14 protein-coding genes are annotated in these 19,296 nt (G+C 44.8%); 2 read left to right on the top strand and 12 right to left on the bottom strand.

Annotated elements, in window-relative coordinates:
* Positions 1-20: 20 nt before the first annotated feature.
* On the top strand, positions 21-602 hold the full coding sequence (locus tag DUN60_RS00900) for a flavodoxin family protein (protein WP_114632979.1): 582 nt from the start codon (positions 21-23) through the stop codon (positions 600-602).
* 134 nt (positions 603-736) lie between these two features.
* Positions 737-1,582 carry a LysR family transcriptional regulator gene (locus DUN60_RS00895; protein WP_114632978.1) on the top strand — a complete coding sequence of 282 codons (846 nt, stop codon included), beginning with the start codon at positions 737-739 and terminating at the stop codon, positions 1,580-1,582.
* Here the strand turns inward: DUN60_RS00895 and DUN60_RS00890 are convergent.
* The 12 genes from DUN60_RS00890 to murG all read right to left on the bottom strand — a co-directional run bounded on the left by DUN60_RS00890 (position 1,533) and on the right by murG (position 19,287).
* Positions 1,533-2,312 carry a TSUP family transporter gene (locus DUN60_RS00890; RefSeq protein WP_017080245.1) on the bottom strand — a complete coding sequence of 260 codons (780 nt, stop codon included), beginning with the start codon at positions 2,310-2,312 and terminating at the stop codon, positions 1,533-1,535. The two genes, DUN60_RS00895 and DUN60_RS00890, sit on opposite strands and share 50 nt — an antisense overlap.
* 219 nt (positions 2,313-2,531) lie before the next feature.
* The gene (gene carB / locus DUN60_RS00885; RefSeq protein WP_017077692.1) at positions 2,532-5,762 is read right to left on the bottom strand and encodes a carbamoyl-phosphate synthase large subunit; all 3,231 of its coding nucleotides are present in this window, start codon (positions 5,760-5,762) and stop codon (positions 2,532-2,534) included.
* A gap of 16 nt (positions 5,763-5,778) precedes the next feature.
* Positions 5,779-6,936 carry a glutamine-hydrolyzing carbamoyl-phosphate synthase small subunit gene (gene carA, locus DUN60_RS00880; protein WP_017072829.1) on the bottom strand — a complete coding sequence of 386 codons (1,158 nt, stop codon included), beginning with the start codon at positions 6,934-6,936 and terminating at the stop codon, positions 5,779-5,781.
* A gap of 503 nt (positions 6,937-7,439) precedes the next feature.
* Positions 7,440-8,264, bottom strand: coding sequence for a 4-hydroxy-tetrahydrodipicolinate reductase (gene dapB, locus DUN60_RS00875; protein WP_162808228.1), 825 nt, complete (start codon positions 8,262-8,264; stop codon positions 7,440-7,442).
* 92 nt (positions 8,265-8,356) lie between these two features.
* A complete protein-coding gene (gene mutT, locus DUN60_RS00870; RefSeq protein ID WP_004734971.1) occupies positions 8,357-8,755 on the bottom strand; it encodes an 8-oxo-dGTP diphosphatase MutT in 399 nt (132 codons plus the stop codon).
* 374 nt (positions 8,756-9,129) lie between these two features.
* Positions 9,130-11,856 (bottom strand): preprotein translocase subunit SecA, encoded by a 2,727-nt coding sequence (gene secA, locus DUN60_RS00860; protein WP_114632976.1) that lies wholly within the window; start codon positions 11,854-11,856, stop codon positions 9,130-9,132.
* A 388-nt stretch (positions 11,857-12,244) separates the two neighbouring features.
* Complete coding sequence (lpxC, locus tag DUN60_RS00855; protein WP_017087510.1) at positions 12,245-13,162, bottom strand: UDP-3-O-acyl-N-acetylglucosamine deacetylase; 918 nt, start codon at positions 13,160-13,162, stop codon at positions 12,245-12,247.
* A 96-nt stretch (positions 13,163-13,258) separates the two neighbouring features.
* Positions 13,259-14,488: a cell division protein FtsZ gene (gene ftsZ / locus DUN60_RS00850; RefSeq protein WP_017084771.1), complete on the bottom strand. Its 1,230-nt coding sequence runs from the start codon at positions 14,486-14,488 to the stop codon at positions 13,259-13,261.
* A gap of 31 nt (positions 14,489-14,519) precedes the next feature.
* The gene (gene ftsA / locus DUN60_RS00845; RefSeq protein WP_004729844.1) at positions 14,520-15,788 is read right to left on the bottom strand and encodes a cell division protein FtsA; all 1,269 of its coding nucleotides are present in this window, start codon (positions 15,786-15,788) and stop codon (positions 14,520-14,522) included.
* Positions 15,781-16,473, bottom strand: coding sequence for a cell division protein FtsQ/DivIB (locus DUN60_RS00840; RefSeq protein WP_004729846.1), 693 nt, complete (start codon positions 16,471-16,473; stop codon positions 15,781-15,783). Before DUN60_RS00840 ends, ftsA begins: the two co-directional genes overlap by 8 nt.
* Positions 16,474-16,751: 278 nt before the next feature.
* On the bottom strand, positions 16,752-18,212 hold the full coding sequence (murC, locus tag DUN60_RS00830) for a UDP-N-acetylmuramate--L-alanine ligase (protein WP_114632975.1): 1,461 nt from the start codon (positions 18,210-18,212) through the stop codon (positions 16,752-16,754).
* A gap of 13 nt (positions 18,213-18,225) precedes the next feature.
* Positions 18,226-19,287 (bottom strand): undecaprenyldiphospho-muramoylpentapeptide beta-N-acetylglucosaminyltransferase, encoded by a 1,062-nt coding sequence (gene murG / locus DUN60_RS00825; protein WP_114632974.1) that lies wholly within the window; start codon positions 19,285-19,287, stop codon positions 18,226-18,228.
* Positions 19,288-19,296: the final 9 nt, after the last annotated feature.

The raw sequence follows: 19,296 nt of genomic DNA, 5'->3' as shown, positions 1-19,296 counted from the left end.
CTGCCAATAAGGAGTTAAAAATGAGTATCAATAAAGTGGGCATTGTTTTCTTCTCTAAGAATGGAGCGACTAAGCAAGTCGCTGAGACAATCGCAGAAGGCATTAACACTCAACAATCTAACTCAGCACTGCTCATCGAGGTGCTCTCTTCTGAAATAGTCGAAGGAGGATTTGACAATGACGATAAGCTCAGCGCATTAGACAATTGTGATGCGATTATTTTTGGCGCGCCAACCTACATGGGCTCACCAGCGGCTCAATTTAAGAGCTTTATGGATGCAAGCAGTGATACCTACTGTAAAAAAGCATGGCGAAATAAGCTCGCTGCAGGTTTCACCACTGGTGGTAGCCTTAACGGTGAACAACAGCAAACCCTACTGAGCTTTTTCACTCTGGCTTGTCAGCATGGCATGATTTGGGCAGGGCTTGATATCTCAAAGCATATTGATGATTTAGGTTTGAATCGCACAGGTTCAAGTATTGGTTTGGTCGCCAGTGATGATCAGACGGCTGAGAGCACCAATAATCACATCAATAGTAATGATCTTAAAACCGCTTTCTATTTTGGCCAACGCATCGCGAGTCTAGTTAAGAAAGCCTAACGAGCTAATTTCCTAATTAACGAGCTAACGTCAAAACCCCTAGCTTGTCTGATATCTATGTGCTCAGACTAGAGAATGAATAGCGTTTGAGGTAACTTGGTTTAATCATTCCCAACTTTCATGAATATAACCCAATGCTACTCGAAGGAATCGAAACTCTATTGGTTTTAAGTAAAGCAAAAACCATGAGCCGCACCGGCAGTTTGCTTTATATCAGCCAATCAGCGGTCAGCAAACGGATTGCTAATTTAGAGAAGAAGTTAGGCAAAAAACTCATAGAACCGAGTGGCCGACAGATCAAACTGACGCCAGATGCGATTGCATTAATCGAGAGTATCGGCCCTGCATTCAATGAGCTTCGTGGTCTTATTTATGAGCAGCAAGAGTTGGAAGATACCACTCTCATCACCTTAGATAGCTCTAAGTCGCTGATCGCGGGTTATCTAGGTGAGATGATGGGCCAATTTATCCAACAAGATAAATACATCACCATTACCACGAACCATACCCCAAGAATCATAGAGAGAGTGCAATCTGGCAAGGCGACCTTAGGGTTGTGTGCTGGTTTACTGCCACCGCATCATGGGTTAATGACATTCCACCTGTTTGATGAGCCGTTTTACATAGTGAGTAAGTCGCCATTAACGCAGCTTCCTCCAATGGTTATCACTAACGACATGACCAATCCGGCAAACTCGTATCAGTTATCTGTGCTTGAAAAGTTCGGCATCAAACCCTTGATGGAGATGGATGCTTACACCGCAGCAGCCCAGTTAGCGCTGGGTGGGACAGGGCCAGCGTTGATCCCGCTCTCTATCGTAAAAACACTCAATATTGAGCCTCAATACCTGTTTAGTTTTGCCGAATTGAAGGGATTGATTCGACCGATTCATATCTGTGTAAGGCCGAACAGCTATCAGTCTCCACGAGTTAAAATACTGATAGAATCCATTGTTGATGCTGTTCCCAAAGCAGTTTAGATGCCATTAACATCGACATCACGATCACAAGGGGGCGAATCCACTTCTGCCCTTTTGTCACCACTACTTTAGCGCCAAGTTGAGCGCCCATAAAGCCACCAACTGCCATCACTAATCCCAACTCCCAAATTGGCAAGCCAGCCAAAATAAAGAAGATCAATGCGGCTATATTCGAGGTAAAGTTAAGAACCTTAGTACGTGCTGTTGCATCCACTAAAGAGAAATGGCCGATAGCAACAAAACAGACGGTGAAAATAGAACCCGTTCCTGGGCCAAAGAAGCCATCGTAGAAACCAACACCGCCGCCAATGCACAAAGCAAACACGGCTTCAGACATCTTTTGCTTACCTTCAGACGCTCTAGTTTGGGGTGCTAATAGGAAATAGAGAGAGATGGCGATAAGTAGTAAGGGGATCATGCTGGTCAGCAAACTTGCGTCAATATGCTGCACTAACTCAGCGCCAATCGCAGAACCAATAAAGGTACAGAGAATGGCAAGACGCATCTCTTTTATGTTCACGATACCGTTGCGTACGAAATACCAACTGGCGGAGAAACTACCAAAAGAACTTTGAAGTTTGTTGGTGGCCAATGCCTGCGTTGGTGGTACTCCTGCCGCTAGCAATGCAGGTAGAGTCAACAATCCACCGCCGCCAGCCATTGCATCAATAAAGCCTGCCGCCGTTGCAACAACAAACAAGATAGCCAATATTTCTAGAGTGATTTCCATATACCCAACGCCTTAAATTCCGTGTAGCGACAACTTACCACCGTGAGCAAACAATCAACAACGAAACACAAGATTGTAACCTATTCCAAATTTTCATCATTTAGTCATCACCAGATTTTCATCATTTAACCGACACCAGATAACAGACATAAAAAAGCCCACTCCGAAGAGTGGGCTTTGAGCATTTATATCCGCTTAACAGCGATACACGTTAGCCAATTAAGCTAGAGAAGCTTTAACCTGTGCGTGCAGTTCTTGAACTGAAGTTACTGACGTTTTCGCGTCTGCAGTGTGCGCCATACAAGTCGCAAATGCAGCATTTAGCGTCGTCGTGTAGTTCACTTTCTCAGCCAACGCGCCACGACGAAGAACTTTCGAATCTTCAATCGCTTGACGGCCAGCAGCAGTGTTCACGATGTACGTGTACTCGTTGTTCTTGATACGGTCAAGAATGTGAGGACGACCTTCGTGTACCTTGTTGACTAGACGTGGGTTAATACCCGCTTCGCCAAGGATAACTGCAGTACCGTGTGTTGCGTCTAGCTGGTAACCAAGCTTAGATAGCTTAGATGCTAGGTCAACAACGCGCTCTTTGTCGCCTTCACGAACAGAAAGAAGTGCACGGCCGCCTTCTGGGTAGATGTTGCCACAACCCAATTCAGCTTTAGAGTATGCTTCAGCAAACGTTGCACCAACACCCATAACTTCACCAGTAGAGCGCATTTCTGGGCCTAATAGTGGGTCAACACCAGGGAATTTGTTGAACGGAAGAACAACTTCTTTCACTGAGTAGTATGGTGGGATGATTTCTTTCGTAAAGCCTTGAGACTCTAGCGATTGACCCGCCATAACACGAGCTGCAATCTTAGCGACTGCTGCGCCTGTTGCTTTCGATACGAACGGTACTGTACGTGCTGCACGAGGGTTAACCTCGATTAGGTACACTTCGTTGTTCTTAACAGCAAACTGCGTATTCATTAGACCACGAACACCCAACTCGAACGCTAGCTTTTCAACTTGCTCACGCATTACGTCTTGGATTTCTTGGCTTAGCGTGTAAGCAGGAAGAGAACATGCTGAGTCACCTGAGTGAACACCCGCTTGTTCGATATGCTCCATGATACCCGCAATAACAACGCGCTCACCGTCACAAATCGCATCAACGTCGACTTCAATTGCATCATCTAGGAAGCTATCAAGCAGTACTGGAGATTCGTTTGAAACACTTACTGCTTCGTTGAAGTAGCGACGTAAGTCTTGCTCGTCGTATACGATTTCCATCGCACGACCACCAAGAACATAAGAAGGACGAACAACCAATGGGAAGCCGATTTCGCGAGATTTCTCTACCGCTTGCTCCATTGTTGTTACTGTCGCGTTTTCTGGTTGTAGAAGACCAAGACGGTCAACAGCAACTTGGAAACGCTCACGGTCTTCTGCACGGTCGATTGCGTCTGGGCTAGTACCAATGATTGGTACGCCAGCAGCTTCAAGCTCACGAGCCAGTTTCAGTGGTGTTTGACCACCGTACTGAACGATAACGCCTTTTGGCTTCTCAACACGAACGATTGCTAGTACGTCTTCCAGAGTTACTGGTTCGAAGTACAGACGGTCAGACGTATCGTAGTCTGTCGAAACTGTCTCAGGGTTACAGTTAACCATGATTGTTTCGTAGCCATCTTCACGTAGTGCTAAAGATGCATGTACACAACAGTAATCGAATTCAATACCTTGGCCGATACGGTTTGGACCGCCGCCTAAGATCATGATTTTCTCTTTGTCTGTTGGGTTCGATTCACATTCGTCATCGTAAGATGAGTACATGTAAGCCGTATCAGAAGAGAACTCAGCCGCACATGTATCTACACGCTTGTAGACTGGGTGAATATCGTATTGGTCACGTAGACGACGAATTTCACTTTCTGCCACACCTAGAATCTTAGACAGGCGAGCATCAGCAAAACCTTTACGCTTAAGCTTCATTAGCTCGTCTTTATTCAGACCAGCAAAGCCTTTCGCTTTAAGTTCTTGCTCAAGTTTAACAATGTCTTCGATTTGAACTAGGAACCAGCGGTCAATTTGCGTTAGGTTGAATACACCATCAACTGACATACCAGCACGGAAAGCGTCTGCGATGTACCAAATACGGTCAGAACCAGCTTCTTTAAGCTCATGGCGAATCGTCGTTAGAGCGTCAGGTGCATCTAGGTCAACCATTTCGTCAAAACCAGTTGCGCCAACTTCTAGACCGCGAAGTGCTTTCTGTAGAGATTCTTGTTGGTTACGACCGATAGCCATAACTTCACCAACCGACTTCATTTGCGTCGTTAGACGGTCGTTAGCACCTGCAAATTTCTCGAAGTTAAAACGAGGAATCTTAGTTACTACGTAGTCGATTGTTGGTTCGAATGATGCTGGCGTTGCGCCGCCAGTGATGTCATTCATTAGCTCGTCTAGCGTAAAGCCAACAGCCAGTTTCGCTGCAATCTTAGCGATTGGGAAACCTGTTGCTTTAGAAGCAAGTGCAGAAGAACGAGACACACGTGGGTTCATCTCGATGATAACCATACGGCCATCTTTCGGGTTGATACCAAACTGTACGTTTGAACCACCCGTTTCAACACCAATCTCACGCAGTACCGCTAGAGAAGCGTTACGCATTAGTTGGTATTCTTTGTCTGTTAGCGTTTGAGCTGGAGCCACTGTGATCGAGTCACCAGTGTGAATACCCATTGGGTCAAAGTTTTCAATCGCACATACGATGATGCAGTTGTCGTTCTTGTCGCGAACCACTTCCATCTCGTACTCTTTCCAACCGATAAGTGACTCATCGATTAGAAGTTCGTTGGTTGGAGACAAGTCCAAACCACGACGACAGATTTCTTCAAATTCTTCTTTGTTATAAGCGATACCACCGCCTGTACCACCCATCGTAAACGATGGACGAATGATACAAGGGAAACCAACCATTTCTTGAACTTTGTAAGCTTCTTCCATCGTTTTCGCTGTATCAGCCGTTGGACACTCAAGACCAATCGATTTCATTGCTTTATCAAAACGAGAGCGGTCTTCAGCTTTATCGATAGCGTCAGCAGTTGCGCCAATCATCTCTACGCCGAACTCTTCAAGTACGCCGTATTTTTCTAAATCTAACGCACAGTTAAGTGCAGTTTGGCCGCCCATTGTCGGTAGAACTGCATCTGGCTTCTCTTTAGCGATGATGTTACGAACCACTTCCCATTGGATAGGTTCGATGTAAGTCGCATCAGCCATGTCTGGGTCAGTCATGATTGTCGCTGGGTTCGAGTTTACAAGAATAACTCGGTAACCTTCTTCGCGAAGTGCTTTACAAGCTTGAGCACCAGAGTAATCAAACTCACATGCTTGACCGATAACAATCGGACCAGCACCTAGAATTAGAACACTTTTAATGTCAGTACGTTTTGGCATTATCTACTACTCCGGATTACGCTTTGTCTTGTTTGTTTGCAACAGACTGGTTAATTAATTCAATGAAGTGGTCGAATAGCGGTGCCGCATCTTCTGGACCTGGGCTTGCTTCTGGGTGACCTTGGAAGCTAAATGCTGGCTTATCTGTACGGTGGATACCTTGTAGAGAACCATCAAATAGAGACTTATGAGTCGCTCGTAATGTCTCTGGAAGCGTATCTTCGTCAGCAGCAAAGCCATGGTTTTGTGAAGTAATCATCACAACATCACGATCTAAATCTTTAACCGGGTGGTTTGCACCGTGGTGACCAAACTTCATCTTCACTGTCTTAGCGCCTGACGCAAGAGCAAGAATCTGGTGACCTAGACAGATACCAAAGATTGGTAAACCTTTTTCTAGGAACACTTTTGTTGCTTCAATTGCGTAAGTACATGGTTCTGGGTCACCAGGGCCATTTGAAAGGAAAACACCGTCTGGGTTCAGAGCGAGTACTTCTTCTGCTGAAGTTTCAGCAGGAACAACCGTTAGGCGGCAGCCGCGGTCAACAAGCATTCGTAAGATATTTCGTTTTGCACCGAAGTCATAAGCAACAACGTGGTATGGCAATTCAGAGTCTGCTTTCGCTTCAGGAAGTCCACCCGTAAGCGTCCACGAACCTTGTTTCCATTGATACGCTTCTTTTGTTGTAACTTCTTTCGCAAGGTCCATACCTTTCAGGCCAGGGAATTCTTTTGCTTTAGCTAGAGCCAAAGCTTCATCTAAATTGTTACCCGCTACGATACAACCGTTTTGAGCACCTTTTTCACGAAGAATACGCGTCAGCTTACGAGTATCGATATCAGCGATACCAACAACGTTTTGCGACTTAAGGTAATCAGAAAGGGATTGTTCATTACGGAAGTTAGAAGCGATTAGAGGGAGATCGCGAATCACAAGGCCTTGAGCGTGGATTGAAGAAGATTCTTCGTCTTCGGAATTGGTTCCGGTATTGCCAATGTGAGGGTAAGTAAGGGTAACGATTTGTTGGGAATAGGAAGGATCAGTGAGGATTTCTTGGTACCCCGTCATCGAGGTATTAAAAACGACTTCACCAACTGCAGAACCTACAGCGCCAATGGCTTCACCGTGAAATACTGTCCCATCTTCTAGGACGAGTAGTGCTGACTTCTTCAAGACAACCTCCAGAAATAAAAATGCATTAAAATTGATTTAATTTGCAAATCTACCTTCCTGTAACACCAAAAACTGCGTGTTTATGGAAATTAGACAAATTGGCGATATTCTAGTGATCTGCGTGATACGTGTCAACATTTAACGAGAAAGAAATTAAACATTTGTAAGAACTAATTCAATTTCCCCCATCAAAGCTTCAAAAGTTCAACTTTTATACTCTATTAATAGGAATATTACGATTTTCTAATTTTAACCCGTCATTTTAGCTAACCATAGAGTGCAAAAAATATCAGCAACAAAACGCAATCGATAAATACCAAGAGAAAACATGGTAATTTAAAGACCTAAAACAAAAAACACACCAAAGACCGCATAAATAGCACAAAAATAGAGAAAAAATGGCGATAAAAAGAAAGTAGAAGGAAGATCGTAGAAGAGAGATTATTAAGGAAAAGCCACCAAATAAAGAAAGCGCCGGCAATTGCCAGCGCATAAATATCTATTTACAGGCCATTCAAACCAAGGACATCCGTCATGGTATAAAAGCCTGCTGGCTTGTCATTTAGCCAAACAGCCGCCTTGATCGCACCATTGGCAAAGGTCATTCTATCCGTTGCTTTATGGGTAATTTCAACGCGCTCGCCAATATCAGCAAACATAGCGGTATGCTCACCAATGATGTCACCGGCACGAATGGTCGCAAAACCGATCTCATCTTTTGTACGCTCGCCCGTAATGCCTTCGCGTGACCATACAGCGACATCATTTAGCTCGTTGCCCATCGCTCCGGCTATCGCTTCGCCCATGCCAATCGCAGTACCAGAAGGTGCATCGACTTTATGACGGTGGTGAGCCTCTACGATTTCAACATCACAGTAATCGCCCATCACTTTAGCGGCCTTTTCTAGCAGCTTAAATACTAGGTTCACACCAACGCTGTAGTTTGGTGCCATTACAATAGACATCTCTTTTGATGCTGCATCGATGACCTGCTTTTCTTCTTCAGAGAAACCAGTAGTGCCGATGATCAGTTTTTTACCGTGACGCTTACAAAGTTCAATATTCGCTAATGTGCTCACAGGTGCGGTAAAGTCGACGATCACATCAAACTCTTCAATCGCTTTCGAAAGGTCATCAACTAGAGCTACATCAAAACGACCTTCACCGCATAACTCGCCAACATCAACACCGACCAAAGATGACTCTGGACGCTCTGAACCAGCGCCAACGCTTGCTTCTGAATTTTGGTGAGCGGCTTTCACCAAATTACGACCCATACGGCCAGCTGCTCCTGCAATTGCAATTCTTACCACTGCGAATATCTCCATTGTTTTGGTTACCGTCACTGCTCATCTGTCGCAGCAACGTTCATTCGATTAATCTCTTTAAACTAACAACAATCTCAAACTCAGGCTAGCAATTACGAAAACTCTTTTATTACTCGCTCTAAAATGGGCACATTCGCTTCAGGGAATGCGTATTGGCTCAATGATTCAAGATCGACCCATTCACCTTGTTGCCCTTCTTTACCATAAGGCTGTTGCTCGAAATCAGTCACAAGAATGAAATCAAACTTAAGCGACTTGTCACTGTAATCAAATTCAAGGTGCTCAAACAGAGACTGCTCTGTCACCTTGATGCCAATCTCTTCATCAAGTTCACGAGCCATCGCTTGTTCAATGGTTTCGCCCGCTTCTACTTTACCACCAGGGAATTCCCAGAAACCGCCTTTGTGCTTGTCGTCTGGGCGTTTAGTGATAAAAACCTGTGACTTATCTTGGTTGAAGATAATACCCGCGACAATATGGATTCTTTTCATGTGATGATGTTCCTTAATAAACGCTTGGCCTGCGTTGCCCCTAAATTCGTCACCCTCCAGAAGGAGCAACGACTGAGTTGGGAAGCTAATACAACAACCTTAAGCCAAACTATCAAACAAGATTCCCTACTGCGCTCGTTCCTCGCTATAGGGAATGACGACTTTCCTTTCGACAAAAAGATAAGTCATGAAATTTACATACAAAAAGAGCCGCCTAAGCGACTCTTTTTAATAACAGTAAGTTTTTATGAAGCTAAGTTGTAACGTGTTAAGTGCAAGGAGGAGGCGCGGAGCTTACGTTAGTAAGTGAATACCGTTAGTAAGTGAGCACGTCCGACACTGCAATCATCCGTTACAGCGACGATTCACCAAACTTAGTCAATTTTGCCGTGACACTGTTTGTATTTTTTACCACTTCCACATGGACATGGTTCATTACGACCCACTTTACGCTCATCGCGTACTACCGTTTGTGGAGATGCCGCATCCGCTTCATCGTCAGCTAGCTGGTTTTCAGCCATTGCGTGTTGTGCTTGTGCACGACGCGCCGCTTGTTCAGCTTGAGCTTGACGTTGAGCTTCCATCTTTTCAACTTCTTCTTGTTGCTGAACGCGAACTTTAGAAAGGATGGTTACAACATCTGTTTTCAGCACATCGAGTAGGCCTTCAAACAGTTCAAACGACTCACGCTTGTACTCTTGTTTCGGGTTCTTCTGAGCATAACCACGTAAGTGGATACCTTGACGAAGGTGATCCATCGCAGCCAAGTGCTCTTTCCAAAGACCGTCTAGCGTTTGTAGCATCACAGACTTCTCGAAGTTACGCAGTACTTGAGCACCAACCACTTCTTCTTTCTGTTTGTACGAATCTACCGCCATACCAAGAATACGCTCACGCAATGCTTCTTCATAAAGCTTGTCGTCTTCGTCTAACCAACCTTGAATATCAAAGTCTAGGTCGAAGTCATTCTTCAGACGATCTTGCAGACCCGCGATATCCCACATGTCTTCAAGAGATTGAGGAGCGATGTATTCATCAATGACTGACGCCAGTACATCTTCACGGTTGTGTTCGATCATCTCGCTGATGTCATCAGAACTCATCAGTTCATCACGTAGCTCATAAACAACCTTACGTTGGTCATTGGCTACATCATCGTACTCAAGAAGCTGCTTACGGATGTCGAAGTTACGACCTTCCACTTTACGTTGAGCTTTTTCAATTGAGCGAGACAGCATCTTAGATTCAATCGCTTCGCCTTCGTCCATACCACTTTGGATAAGACCAGCCATACGATCAGACGTAAAGATACGTAGTAGAGAATCTTCCATTGATAGGTAGAAACGAGAAGAACCCGCATCACCTTGACGACCAGAACGACCACGTAGCTGGTTATCGATACGGCGAGATTCATGACGCTCAGTACCAATGATGTGCAGACCACCTGACTCAAGAACTGTATCGTGGACAACTCTCCAGTCAGCTTTGATCTTGTCGATCTGCTCTTTGGTTGGATTATCTAGCTTCTCAATTTGTGCCTGCCAGCTACCACCTAACACGATATCGGTACCACGACCTGCCATGTTAGTTGCGATAGTTACCGCACTCGGCATACCAGCCTGCGCAACGATCTCAGCTTCCATCTCGTGGAACTTAGCATTTAGTACGTTGTGCTTAATTTTTGCTTTTTTCAGTGCGTTAGACAGCAGTTCAGATTTCTCGATAGAAACCGTACCAACCAGTGATGGCTGACCAGCTGCAACACGGTCTTTGATGTCTTCAATGATCGCATTGAACTTGTCTTCTTCAGTACGATAAACCACATCTGGCATATCGTTACGAACCATAGGCTTGTTGGTTGGGATAACTACCGTTTCTAGGCCGTAGATAGACTGGAACTCGAAAGCTTCAGTATCAGCAGTACCTGTCATGCCTGACAGTTTTTCGTACAGTCGGAAGAAGTTCTGGAATGTAATCGATGCTAGCGTTTGGTTTTCATTTTGAATCTTCACACCTTCTTTAGCTTCAACAGCTTGGTGTAAACCTTCAGACCAACGACGACCTGGCATAGTACGACCAGTATGTTCATCAACGATAACCACTTCGCCTTCTTCAGTAACGATGTAGTCGACGTTTTTCTCAAACAATACGTGTGCACGAAGCGCAGCATTCACGTGGTGCAATAGGCTGATATTGGTTGGAGAGTAAAGTGTGTCACCCTCTTCCATCAAGCCGTTTTTGACCATTAGTTCTTCTACAAATTCTTGACCGTTTTCAGTCAGGTGAACCTGTTTTGATTTTTCGTCCATGGTGTAGTGACCTTCACCACGGTACTCTTCTGAATCTTCTTTATCTTGACGCTCTAGAGAAGGAATTAGAGTGTTAATGCGCGTGTAAAGATCTGAACTATCTTCAGCTGGGCCAGAGATAATTAACGGAGTACGAGCTTCATCAATTAAGATTGAGTCAACCTCATCGACTACTGCGAAGAAGCGCTCACGTTGAACTCGGTCTTCAGCACGGAAAGCCATGTTGTCACGTAGGTAATCAAAACCAAACTCGTTGTTTGTTCCGTATAGGATATCCGCTTGGTACGCTTCTTTTTTCTCTGGCGGAGCCATGTTTGCCACATTCACGCCAACAGTCATGCCAAGGAATTCAAATAATGGACGGTTTGTTTCCGCATCACGCTTCGCTAGGTAATCGTTCACCGTTATTACGTGAACACCTTTGCTTGGTAGCGCGTTTAGATAAGCTGGTAGGGTTGCGGTAAGTGTCTTACCTTCACCAGTACGCATCTCTGCAATTTGGCCAGCATTTAGAACCATGCCACCAATCATTTGCACGTCAAAGTGACGCATGCCGTAAACACGCTTAGACGCTTCACGTACCGTAGCGAAAGCTTCAGGTAGAAGTTGATCTAACGATTCACCTTTATCTAAGCGCTCACGAAACTCAACCGTTTTTGCTTTTAGCTCTTCATCAGAAAGTGCTTCAAACGTTGGTTCGTAGTTATTAATTTCTTTTACAATTTTTCTAAGGCGGCGCAGTGTTCTGTCATTGCGACTGCCAATTACCTTTGTCAGCAGCTTAGTAATCATGTGCTTGGAATCTCTTCGTTCTCAGATCGTCCGCGATCTATTTTAAATGCCGTCAGTCTCTACTAGCTATGAACTAGTCTTCAGTTACTAACCAAGGATACTGAGATAAATCTAGTATCTTTGATATTGTACTTGAGAGTAGAGTTTTCAAGGCTTGAGTTAAAATTAATGCCCTTTAGTGTAAGTAATTTTCACACTAACGACCATTTAGAACACCATTTGTTTGATGTGCTTGGAACTTTTCTTTCTAATTGCTGATGGATTAAGCAGACAGCAGCCCATTAGCCAGCAATTTCCGGAGGTTAACGACACTGTATCTGGAAAATAGATACAAAAAAACCAGGCCAATGGCCTGGTTTTTGAAATCTTATATTGTTGTAAACAACAATTACGCTAGAACCATACCCGGTTCTGCGAAAGCAACTGGAGAGCCAGCTTCTTCTTCGAATGTTGCCCACTCCCAAGCTTCTGCGTCAGCAAGAACTGCACGTAAAAGTTGGTTATTTAGGCCGTGACCTGATTTGTATGCACGGAACTCACCAATAATAGCGTGTCCACACATGTAAAGGTCACCAATCGCATCCAATACTTTATGAGTTACAAACTCATTGTCGAAACGAAGGCCTTCTTCATTAAGAATTCGGTATTCGTCCAGTACGATAGCATTATCAAAGCTACCGCCAAGTACTAGGTTTTGAGACTGAAGGTACTCAATATCGCGCATGAAACCGAAAGTACGAGCGCGAGAAATCTGCTTCACAAAACCTTGTGATGAGAAATCAAACAACAAACGTTGCTCATCCGATTCAATCGCAGGGTGGTTAAAGTCGATCTCAAAGTCCATACGGAAGCCGTTAAATGGAACAAACTCTGCCCACTTATCGCCATCTTCAAAACGGATAGGCTTTTTGATTCGAATAAAACGCTTCGCTGCATTCAGTGTTTCAACACCCGCTTGCTGTAGCAAGTATACAAATGGGCTTGCGCTACCATCCATAATTGGAATTTCTGGAGCATCGACTTCAACAATAATGTTGTCGATACCCATTCCAGCTAGAGCTGCGTTAAGGTGCTCCACTGTAGAGATACGTACGCCTTCGTCATTAACAAGAGCAGTACATAACATAGTGTCACGAACTGATGCTGGATCAGCTGGGAAATCTACAGGTGGATTTACATCTGTACGACGATAAACAATACCTGTATTTGCAGCTGCCGGGCGAAGAGTAAGTGTGACTTTACGACCAGAGTGGAGACCCACACCAGTTGTTTTCACAATTTCTTTCAGAGTACGTTGTCTGATCATCTGCTTGCCTCGTTATCAGTGCTACAAATCACGGTCAGTATTTACCAACCGCGAATTTTACCATTAATTCGACGATAGTCAAATTTTGGGTATTTGTTAATCAGCCTGACGTCGTAAAAATGCTGGAATATCTAAATATCCGCTCTCTTTCTCAGCTTTAGGTGCTGCACTCTGGCTAGCGCCTGTACCCGAAGAAACAGGTGACGTTGTTGGCTGTGGTTTAACTTGAGGTTTTACCTCAGTTTTTTCCTGCAATGGTTGTGCCACTTTCTCTTCCACTTTTGCTGCCGTTTGAACAGCAACTTGAGGTTGAGGCGTTGGCGCTACTTTTGCTTTACCACCAGCAACTAGAGTAATGTCTGGTTTTTTCTCTGTGCCGATACCTGTTGCAACAACAGTTACACGGATTTCATCCGTCATATCAGGGTCTAGAGAGGTACCAATAACAACCGTTGCGTTATCAGAAGCGAATGCCTTAACTGTATTACCCACAGTCTCGAATTCATCTAAACGCATATCTAGGCCTGCAGTGATGTTCACAAGAACGCCACGCGCGCCAGCTAGGTCGATGTCTTCTAGTAATGGGCTAGAAATTGCCGTTTCAGCAGCTTCTTCAGCACGGTCTTCACCTTTTGCGATACCGCTACCCATCATTGCATGACCCATTTCCGACATCACAGTGCGAACATCCGCGAAATCGACGTTAATCATACCAGGGCGAGTAATTAGCTCAGCGATACCTTGTACAGCGTTTTTAAGTACATCATTTGCACTTGCGAAAGCTTCTAGCAGTGTTACGCCACGGCCAAGTACTTTAAGTAGCTTTTCATTTGGAATCGTAATTAAAGAATCCACATGTTTAGAAAGCTCTTCGATACCTTGCTCAGCAAACGCTAAACGCTTTTTGCCTTCAAAGCTAAATGGCTTAGTTACAACAGCAACCGTTAGCACACCCAACTCTTTCGCAACTTCAGCAATAACTGGAGCAGCACCTGTACCTGTACCACCGCCCATACCAGCTGCGATAAATACCATATCGGCGCCAGTTAGAACTTCTTTAATTCTTTCTCGATCTTCGAGAGCTGCATCACGGCCTACTTGTGGATTTGCACCAGCGCCCAAACCTTTAGTGATATCACCACCAATTTGGATCACGCTGCTCACGCTCGTTTTACGAAGGGCTTGAGCATCAGTATTAACACTGATGAACTCTACGCCTTCGATCGATTCACGTACCATGTGCTCAACAGCATTACCGCCACCGCCACCAACTCCAACGACTTTAATTACTGCATCGTCAGACATTTCCATCATCGGTTCAAACATGTGTTATCTCCGTTTTTTCCTGCAACTCAGGTTAAAACTCTTTTTGTATCCAATTACGCAATTTACCAAACAAGCCTGACATAGAAGGTGCTGAACGCTTAGGTTCGCTGTAATCACCCTCATCACTTATCTGACAATCTCTTGCGTAATGAAGTAAACCAACCGCCGTAGAATGATACGGCTCTTTAACATAGTCAGTTAAGCCACTAACTTCTAACGGCTTACCAACTCGAACTTGATTGCGGAAAACACGTTCCGCACACTCTACCAATCCGTCAATTTGTGCCGCTCCACCAGTGAGAACGACGCCAGCTGCAAGGTGGTGTTTAATACCTTCATCTCGTAGCTGTAATTGAACCGTATCAATAGTTTGGTTAACGAGACCCATAAGTTCAGTGTAACGTGGTTCAATCACTTCCGACAAAGTTTGTCTTTGCAAACTTCTCGATGGACGGCCACCTACACTAGGGACGTTAACAGAATCATCCTTGCTTACGAGTTCACTCAGAGCGCAACCGTGGTTTACTTTTATCTCTTCAGCATCGCTCACTGGCGTGCCGAAAGCGAAGGCAATATCACTGGTTACTGCATTTCCTGCGTAGGAAAAGACTTCTGTGTGTCGCAATGCGCCGCCAGTCCAAATGGAAATATCCATCGTACCAGCACCAATATCAACAACACATACTCCAAGCTCTCTCTCGTCGTCAGTAATTACCGCATTGCTTGAGGCAAGTCCTGAAAACACGATTTGTTCTACAGTGAGACCACATCGTTCAACAGCTTTAATAATGTTTCTCGCCATGTCGCTGTGGCAAGAAATTAGATGAACACTGACTTCCATTCGAACACCAGATAAACCAAGTGGATTCTTGATCCCTTCTTGATAATCGATGGTAAATTCTTGTGGAATCACGTGCAGAATTCTCTGCTCATCACCTATTTTAATTGATTTCGCGGTATGGATCGCTCGATCCATATCGTCTTGAGACACTTCTTCATCAGAAATAGTGCCCATGCCTTTTTCAATTCGGCTTGCGATATGTTTGCCCGATAGCGAGATAAACACATTGCTGATTTGGCATTCCGCCATCAACTCTGCTTGATCAATGGCTCGCTGAACTGACTTCACTACCGACTCTAGGTCGTTTACACCACCTTTATCCATACCTCTGGATGGGCTTTGCCCTGAACCAATGATATTGATTTGACCATCAGGCAATATTTCACCAACTAGAGCTGATATGGTCGCAGTGCCTATATCAAGACCAACGATTATGTTGTCATCTGCGGTCTTAGTCATCTGTGCTCTCTTCTAACTCTTGCTCTGGAAACCAGCCTACAGCGGCTCCCGTATCATACCTGAGGTCGATGTAGCTCACTTGATTCGCTTTACTTCCTAATTCGTTATAAAGCGAAATAAAGCGTTCAACACGCTCATCTAAAGAATCTTTACCTAGTTCTAAACGGATACCGTTATCTAGGATTATTTGCCAAGCGCGACGCTCATTGAGAACGAGCGAAGTAACGGTTAACCCTAGATTGTTAATCAAAGGAGTTATTTGTCGCCACTTTTCTATCACTTTTTGGCTGGTGCCGTCTGGGCCGTAAAGCTTGACTCTATCGCCCTTCAAAAGACCGATATCACCATTAAACACCTGACCATTATCATTCAACAGCATGTTACCGTTCCAGATTGCTGCTGCATGATACTCAGTCAAAAATACTTTTATTGTGTCTGGCCACTGCTTACGAATGGACACCACTGAAACCCAAGGTAACGCTTCTAAACTGTCTTGCAACACACCGATGTCTTGCGACATGAACGTGCCAATATGCTCTAGCTCGCCAAAGGCATGTTGAACATCACCAGCAGTTACGTAAGTTAAGTCGCCTTGAAGTACTATTTTGGAGAGAGGCAATCGCTGATCGTCCCACATCCAAGTCAGTGTGGTATAGAAAAGAAATCCAATGAATAGCAGTACCATGACAAAAAAAGACCCGCCTACAGCGTGTTTCTTTAGCGATGGTAAACTGAATAGGTGGCGGTTTTCGCTAAAAGTACTTTCTACCAAAGCCCGCATTCCCTGTCGTTGGTTCGCAATTCTATTCCCTATCTTCGTAATAGAGGTAAAAGCACTTACTTTAACCTATGAATTATACTGAGCAAAATCAAACTATCAAACGTTGATAATAAGATTTTTGGTCAATTTTAGGTCAATCGCAAGAAGTGAGCGATCAACCACAGTCTGTATACAGTATTCTGTTACGCGTTTTGCATCTTATTAATGTCTAATTGTAGCGATTCAAGTTGCTTCGCTACACGGCCAACATCACCAGCACCCTGTGTTAAAACAAGGTCTCCGCCTTGAATAACGTTGGCTAAAACCGACGGCAGCGTGTTGATATCAGCAACAAAGATGGGATCAATCTTACCACGCCCACGAATAGTTCGACTTAACGAGCGTCCGTCAGCCCCTGCAATAGGTTTCTCACCTGCAGAATAAACATCTAACAGAATAAGCACATCAACCTGCTCAAGAACGTTCGCGAAGTCATCATACAGATCGCGAGTGCGGCTATAACGGTGCGGTTGGAAGATCATCACAAGACGTTTATCAGTCCAACCACTTCGTGCAGCTTGAATGGTGACATCAACTTCGGTTGGGTGATGGCCGTAATCATCGACCAGCATTGCAACACCCTTACCCGTTTCATATTCACCAAGGTGATCGAAACGACGGCCAGTGCCTTCCGTTCCAGCCATCGCTTTTAGAATCGCTTCATCGCTGATGTCATCTTCCGTCGCAACCGCAATCGCCGCTGATGCGTTCAGTGCGTTATGGCGACCGGGAATGTTCAACGTAATATCGAGATTGGCTTTACCTTTGCGAACAACCGTAAACTGGCCTTGCTGACCTTGTTGTACATAGTTTTCAATGCGGATATCAGCGTCTTCTGAGAAGCCGTAGGTAATCACTTGACGGCTAACCTGAGGAATAAGCTCACGTACTACCGGATCATCAACACACATCACAGCCTGACCGTAGAATGGCAGATTGTGTAAGAAATCAATAAACGTCTGCTTTAGCGTTTCAAAATCGCCGCCGTAGGTATCCATATGATCCGCTTCAATGTTAGTCACAATACTAACCATTGGTTGAAGGTGTAAGAATGACGCGTCACTTTCATCGGCTTCAGCGATAAGAATACGACTCGAACCTAGGCGAGCATTAGTGCCCACACTTTTTACCAAACCACCGTTGACGAAAGTTGGATCTAAACCCGCTTCCGAATATATTTGTGTCACTAGCGCGGTCGTAGTGGTTTTACCGTGCGTACCTGCCACAGCAATGCCATGACGAAAACGCATCAGCTCAGCCAGCATTTCTGCACGACGAACGATAGGTGTACGCGCTTCACGAGCAGCAATAATCTCTGGGTTTTCTTCGTTGATAGCGGTTGAAACCACCACCACACTTGCATCAGCAACGTTACTTGCTTGGTGGCCGATGTAAACGGTAGCACCCTTGCTAACTAAACGATCGGTCACTGGGTTTTGAGCAATATCAGAACCCGTGATCTGGTAGCCTTCATTAAGCAAGACTTCAGCAATCCCGCTCATTCCTGCGCCACCAATACCGATGAAGTGGATAGATTTAACACGGCGCATCTCTGGCACCATTGCACGGATTTGCGCTAAGTCTTGGGTATGTTCAATCGTCATCAATTCAATCTCATTATTTTGCTAAAGCTTTAATCGCTTCAGCGACGGTCACATCAGCATCAAGCTTGGCTGCTTGACGAGCTTTTGTTGCCATCATTTTTAATTCATTTCTATCAAGCTGAGCAATCGTGTTCGCTAGCTTATCAGCCGTCAATTGAGGCTGTTCAATCATTAACGCTGCGCCACATTCAACTAGGTGATCGGCATTCAACGCTTGCTGTCTGTCTTTATGCATAAACGGAACGAAAATAGAACCCACTCCAGCAGCGGATACTTCCGATACAGTTAACGCGCCTGAGCGACACACTAATAGATCTGCCCACTCATAAGCTTGCGCCACATCATCAATAAATTCAGTCACTTGAACATTATCTACAGAATGTGATTTGTATTGTTCAATCACTTGCTGTTGATTGTTTTTACCGGCTTGATGCACCACAGTAAAACCTTCACCAAGCTGGGCCATGGTCACTGGCAAGGTATCGTTCAGGATCTTAGCGCCCTGACTGCCACCCATCACGAGGATACGAATATCGCCGTCACGCTCTGCCATGCGTTGTTCGGGTTCAGCTAAGGCAACAACATCTTCACGTACTGGGTTACCCACCACCTGTGCAGTAGGAAACGCACCAGGGAAAGCTTGGAACACTTTTTTAGCAATTTTAGATAGCCATTGGTTGGTTAAACCTGCCACTGCATTTTGTTCATGTAGAACCACAGGAATACCGGATAACCATGCCGCGATGCCACCGGGGCCACTCACGTAACCACCCATTCCAAGCACCACATCTGGTTGCCATGCTTTGATGTGCTGTCTTGCTTGAAGTATGGCATTAATAATCTGGAATGGCGCTTTAATTAGCTTGCTAATGCCTTGACCACGCAGGCCTTTCACCTTGATGAAGTCGATCTCAATACCATGCTTTGGCACCAGATCCGCTTCCATTCGGTCCGCAGTTCCTAACCAGCGAATTTCCCAACCTTGTTGCTGAAGCTTTTTCGCCACCGCTAACCCTGGGAAAACGTGACCGCCAGTTCCACCAGCCATCACTAAAAGTTTTTTGTTTTGTTTCATCACGTTAGA

This window comes from Vibrio splendidus (assembly GCF_003345295.1).
GTDB lineage: Bacteria > Pseudomonadota > Gammaproteobacteria > Enterobacterales > Vibrionaceae > Vibrio > Vibrio splendidus_K.
The sequence above is the reverse complement of the archived record's forward strand: the minus strand, read 5'-3'. Positions and strand labels throughout refer to the sequence as shown.

Coding starts and splice junctions, on each gene's coding strand:
- DUN60_RS00900 (WP_114632979.1), top strand. CDS start 21: ATGAGTATCAATAAAGTGGGCATTGTTTTCTTCTCTAAGAATGGAGCG.
- DUN60_RS00895 (WP_114632978.1), top strand. CDS start 737: ATGCTACTCGAAGGAATCGAAACTCTATTGGTTTTAAGTAAAGCAAAA.
- DUN60_RS00890 (WP_017080245.1), bottom strand. CDS start 2,312: ATGGAAATCACTCTAGAAATATTGGCTATCTTGTTTGTTGTTGCAACG.
- carB (WP_017077692.1), bottom strand. CDS start 5,762: ATGCCAAAACGTACTGACATTAAAAGTGTTCTAATTCTAGGTGCTGGT.
- dapB (WP_162808228.1), bottom strand. CDS start 8,264: ATGGAGATATTCGCAGTGGTAAGAATTGCAATTGCAGGAGCAGCTGGC.
- mutT (WP_004734971.1), bottom strand. CDS start 8,755: ATGAAAAGAATCCATATTGTCGCGGGTATTATCTTCAACCAAGATAAG.
- secA (WP_114632976.1), bottom strand. CDS start 11,856: ATGATTACTAAGCTGCTGACAAAGGTAATTGGCAGTCGCAATGACAGA.
- lpxC (WP_017087510.1), bottom strand. CDS start 13,162: ATGATCAGACAACGTACTCTGAAAGAAATTGTGAAAACAACTGGTGTG.
- ftsZ (WP_017084771.1), bottom strand. CDS start 14,488: ATGTTTGAACCGATGATGGAAATGTCTGACGATGCAGTAATTAAAGTC.
- ftsA (WP_004729844.1), bottom strand. CDS start 15,788: ATGACTAAGACCGCAGATGACAACATAATCGTTGGTCTTGATATAGGC.
- DUN60_RS00840 (WP_004729846.1), bottom strand. CDS start 16,473: ATGGTACTGCTATTCATTGGATTTCTTTTCTATACCACACTGACTTGG.
- murC (WP_114632975.1), bottom strand. CDS start 18,212: ATGACGATTGAACATACCCAAGACTTAGCGCAAATCCGTGCAATGGTG.
- murG (WP_114632974.1), bottom strand. CDS start 19,287: ATGAAACAAAACAAAAAACTTTTAGTGATGGCTGGTGGAACTGGCGGT.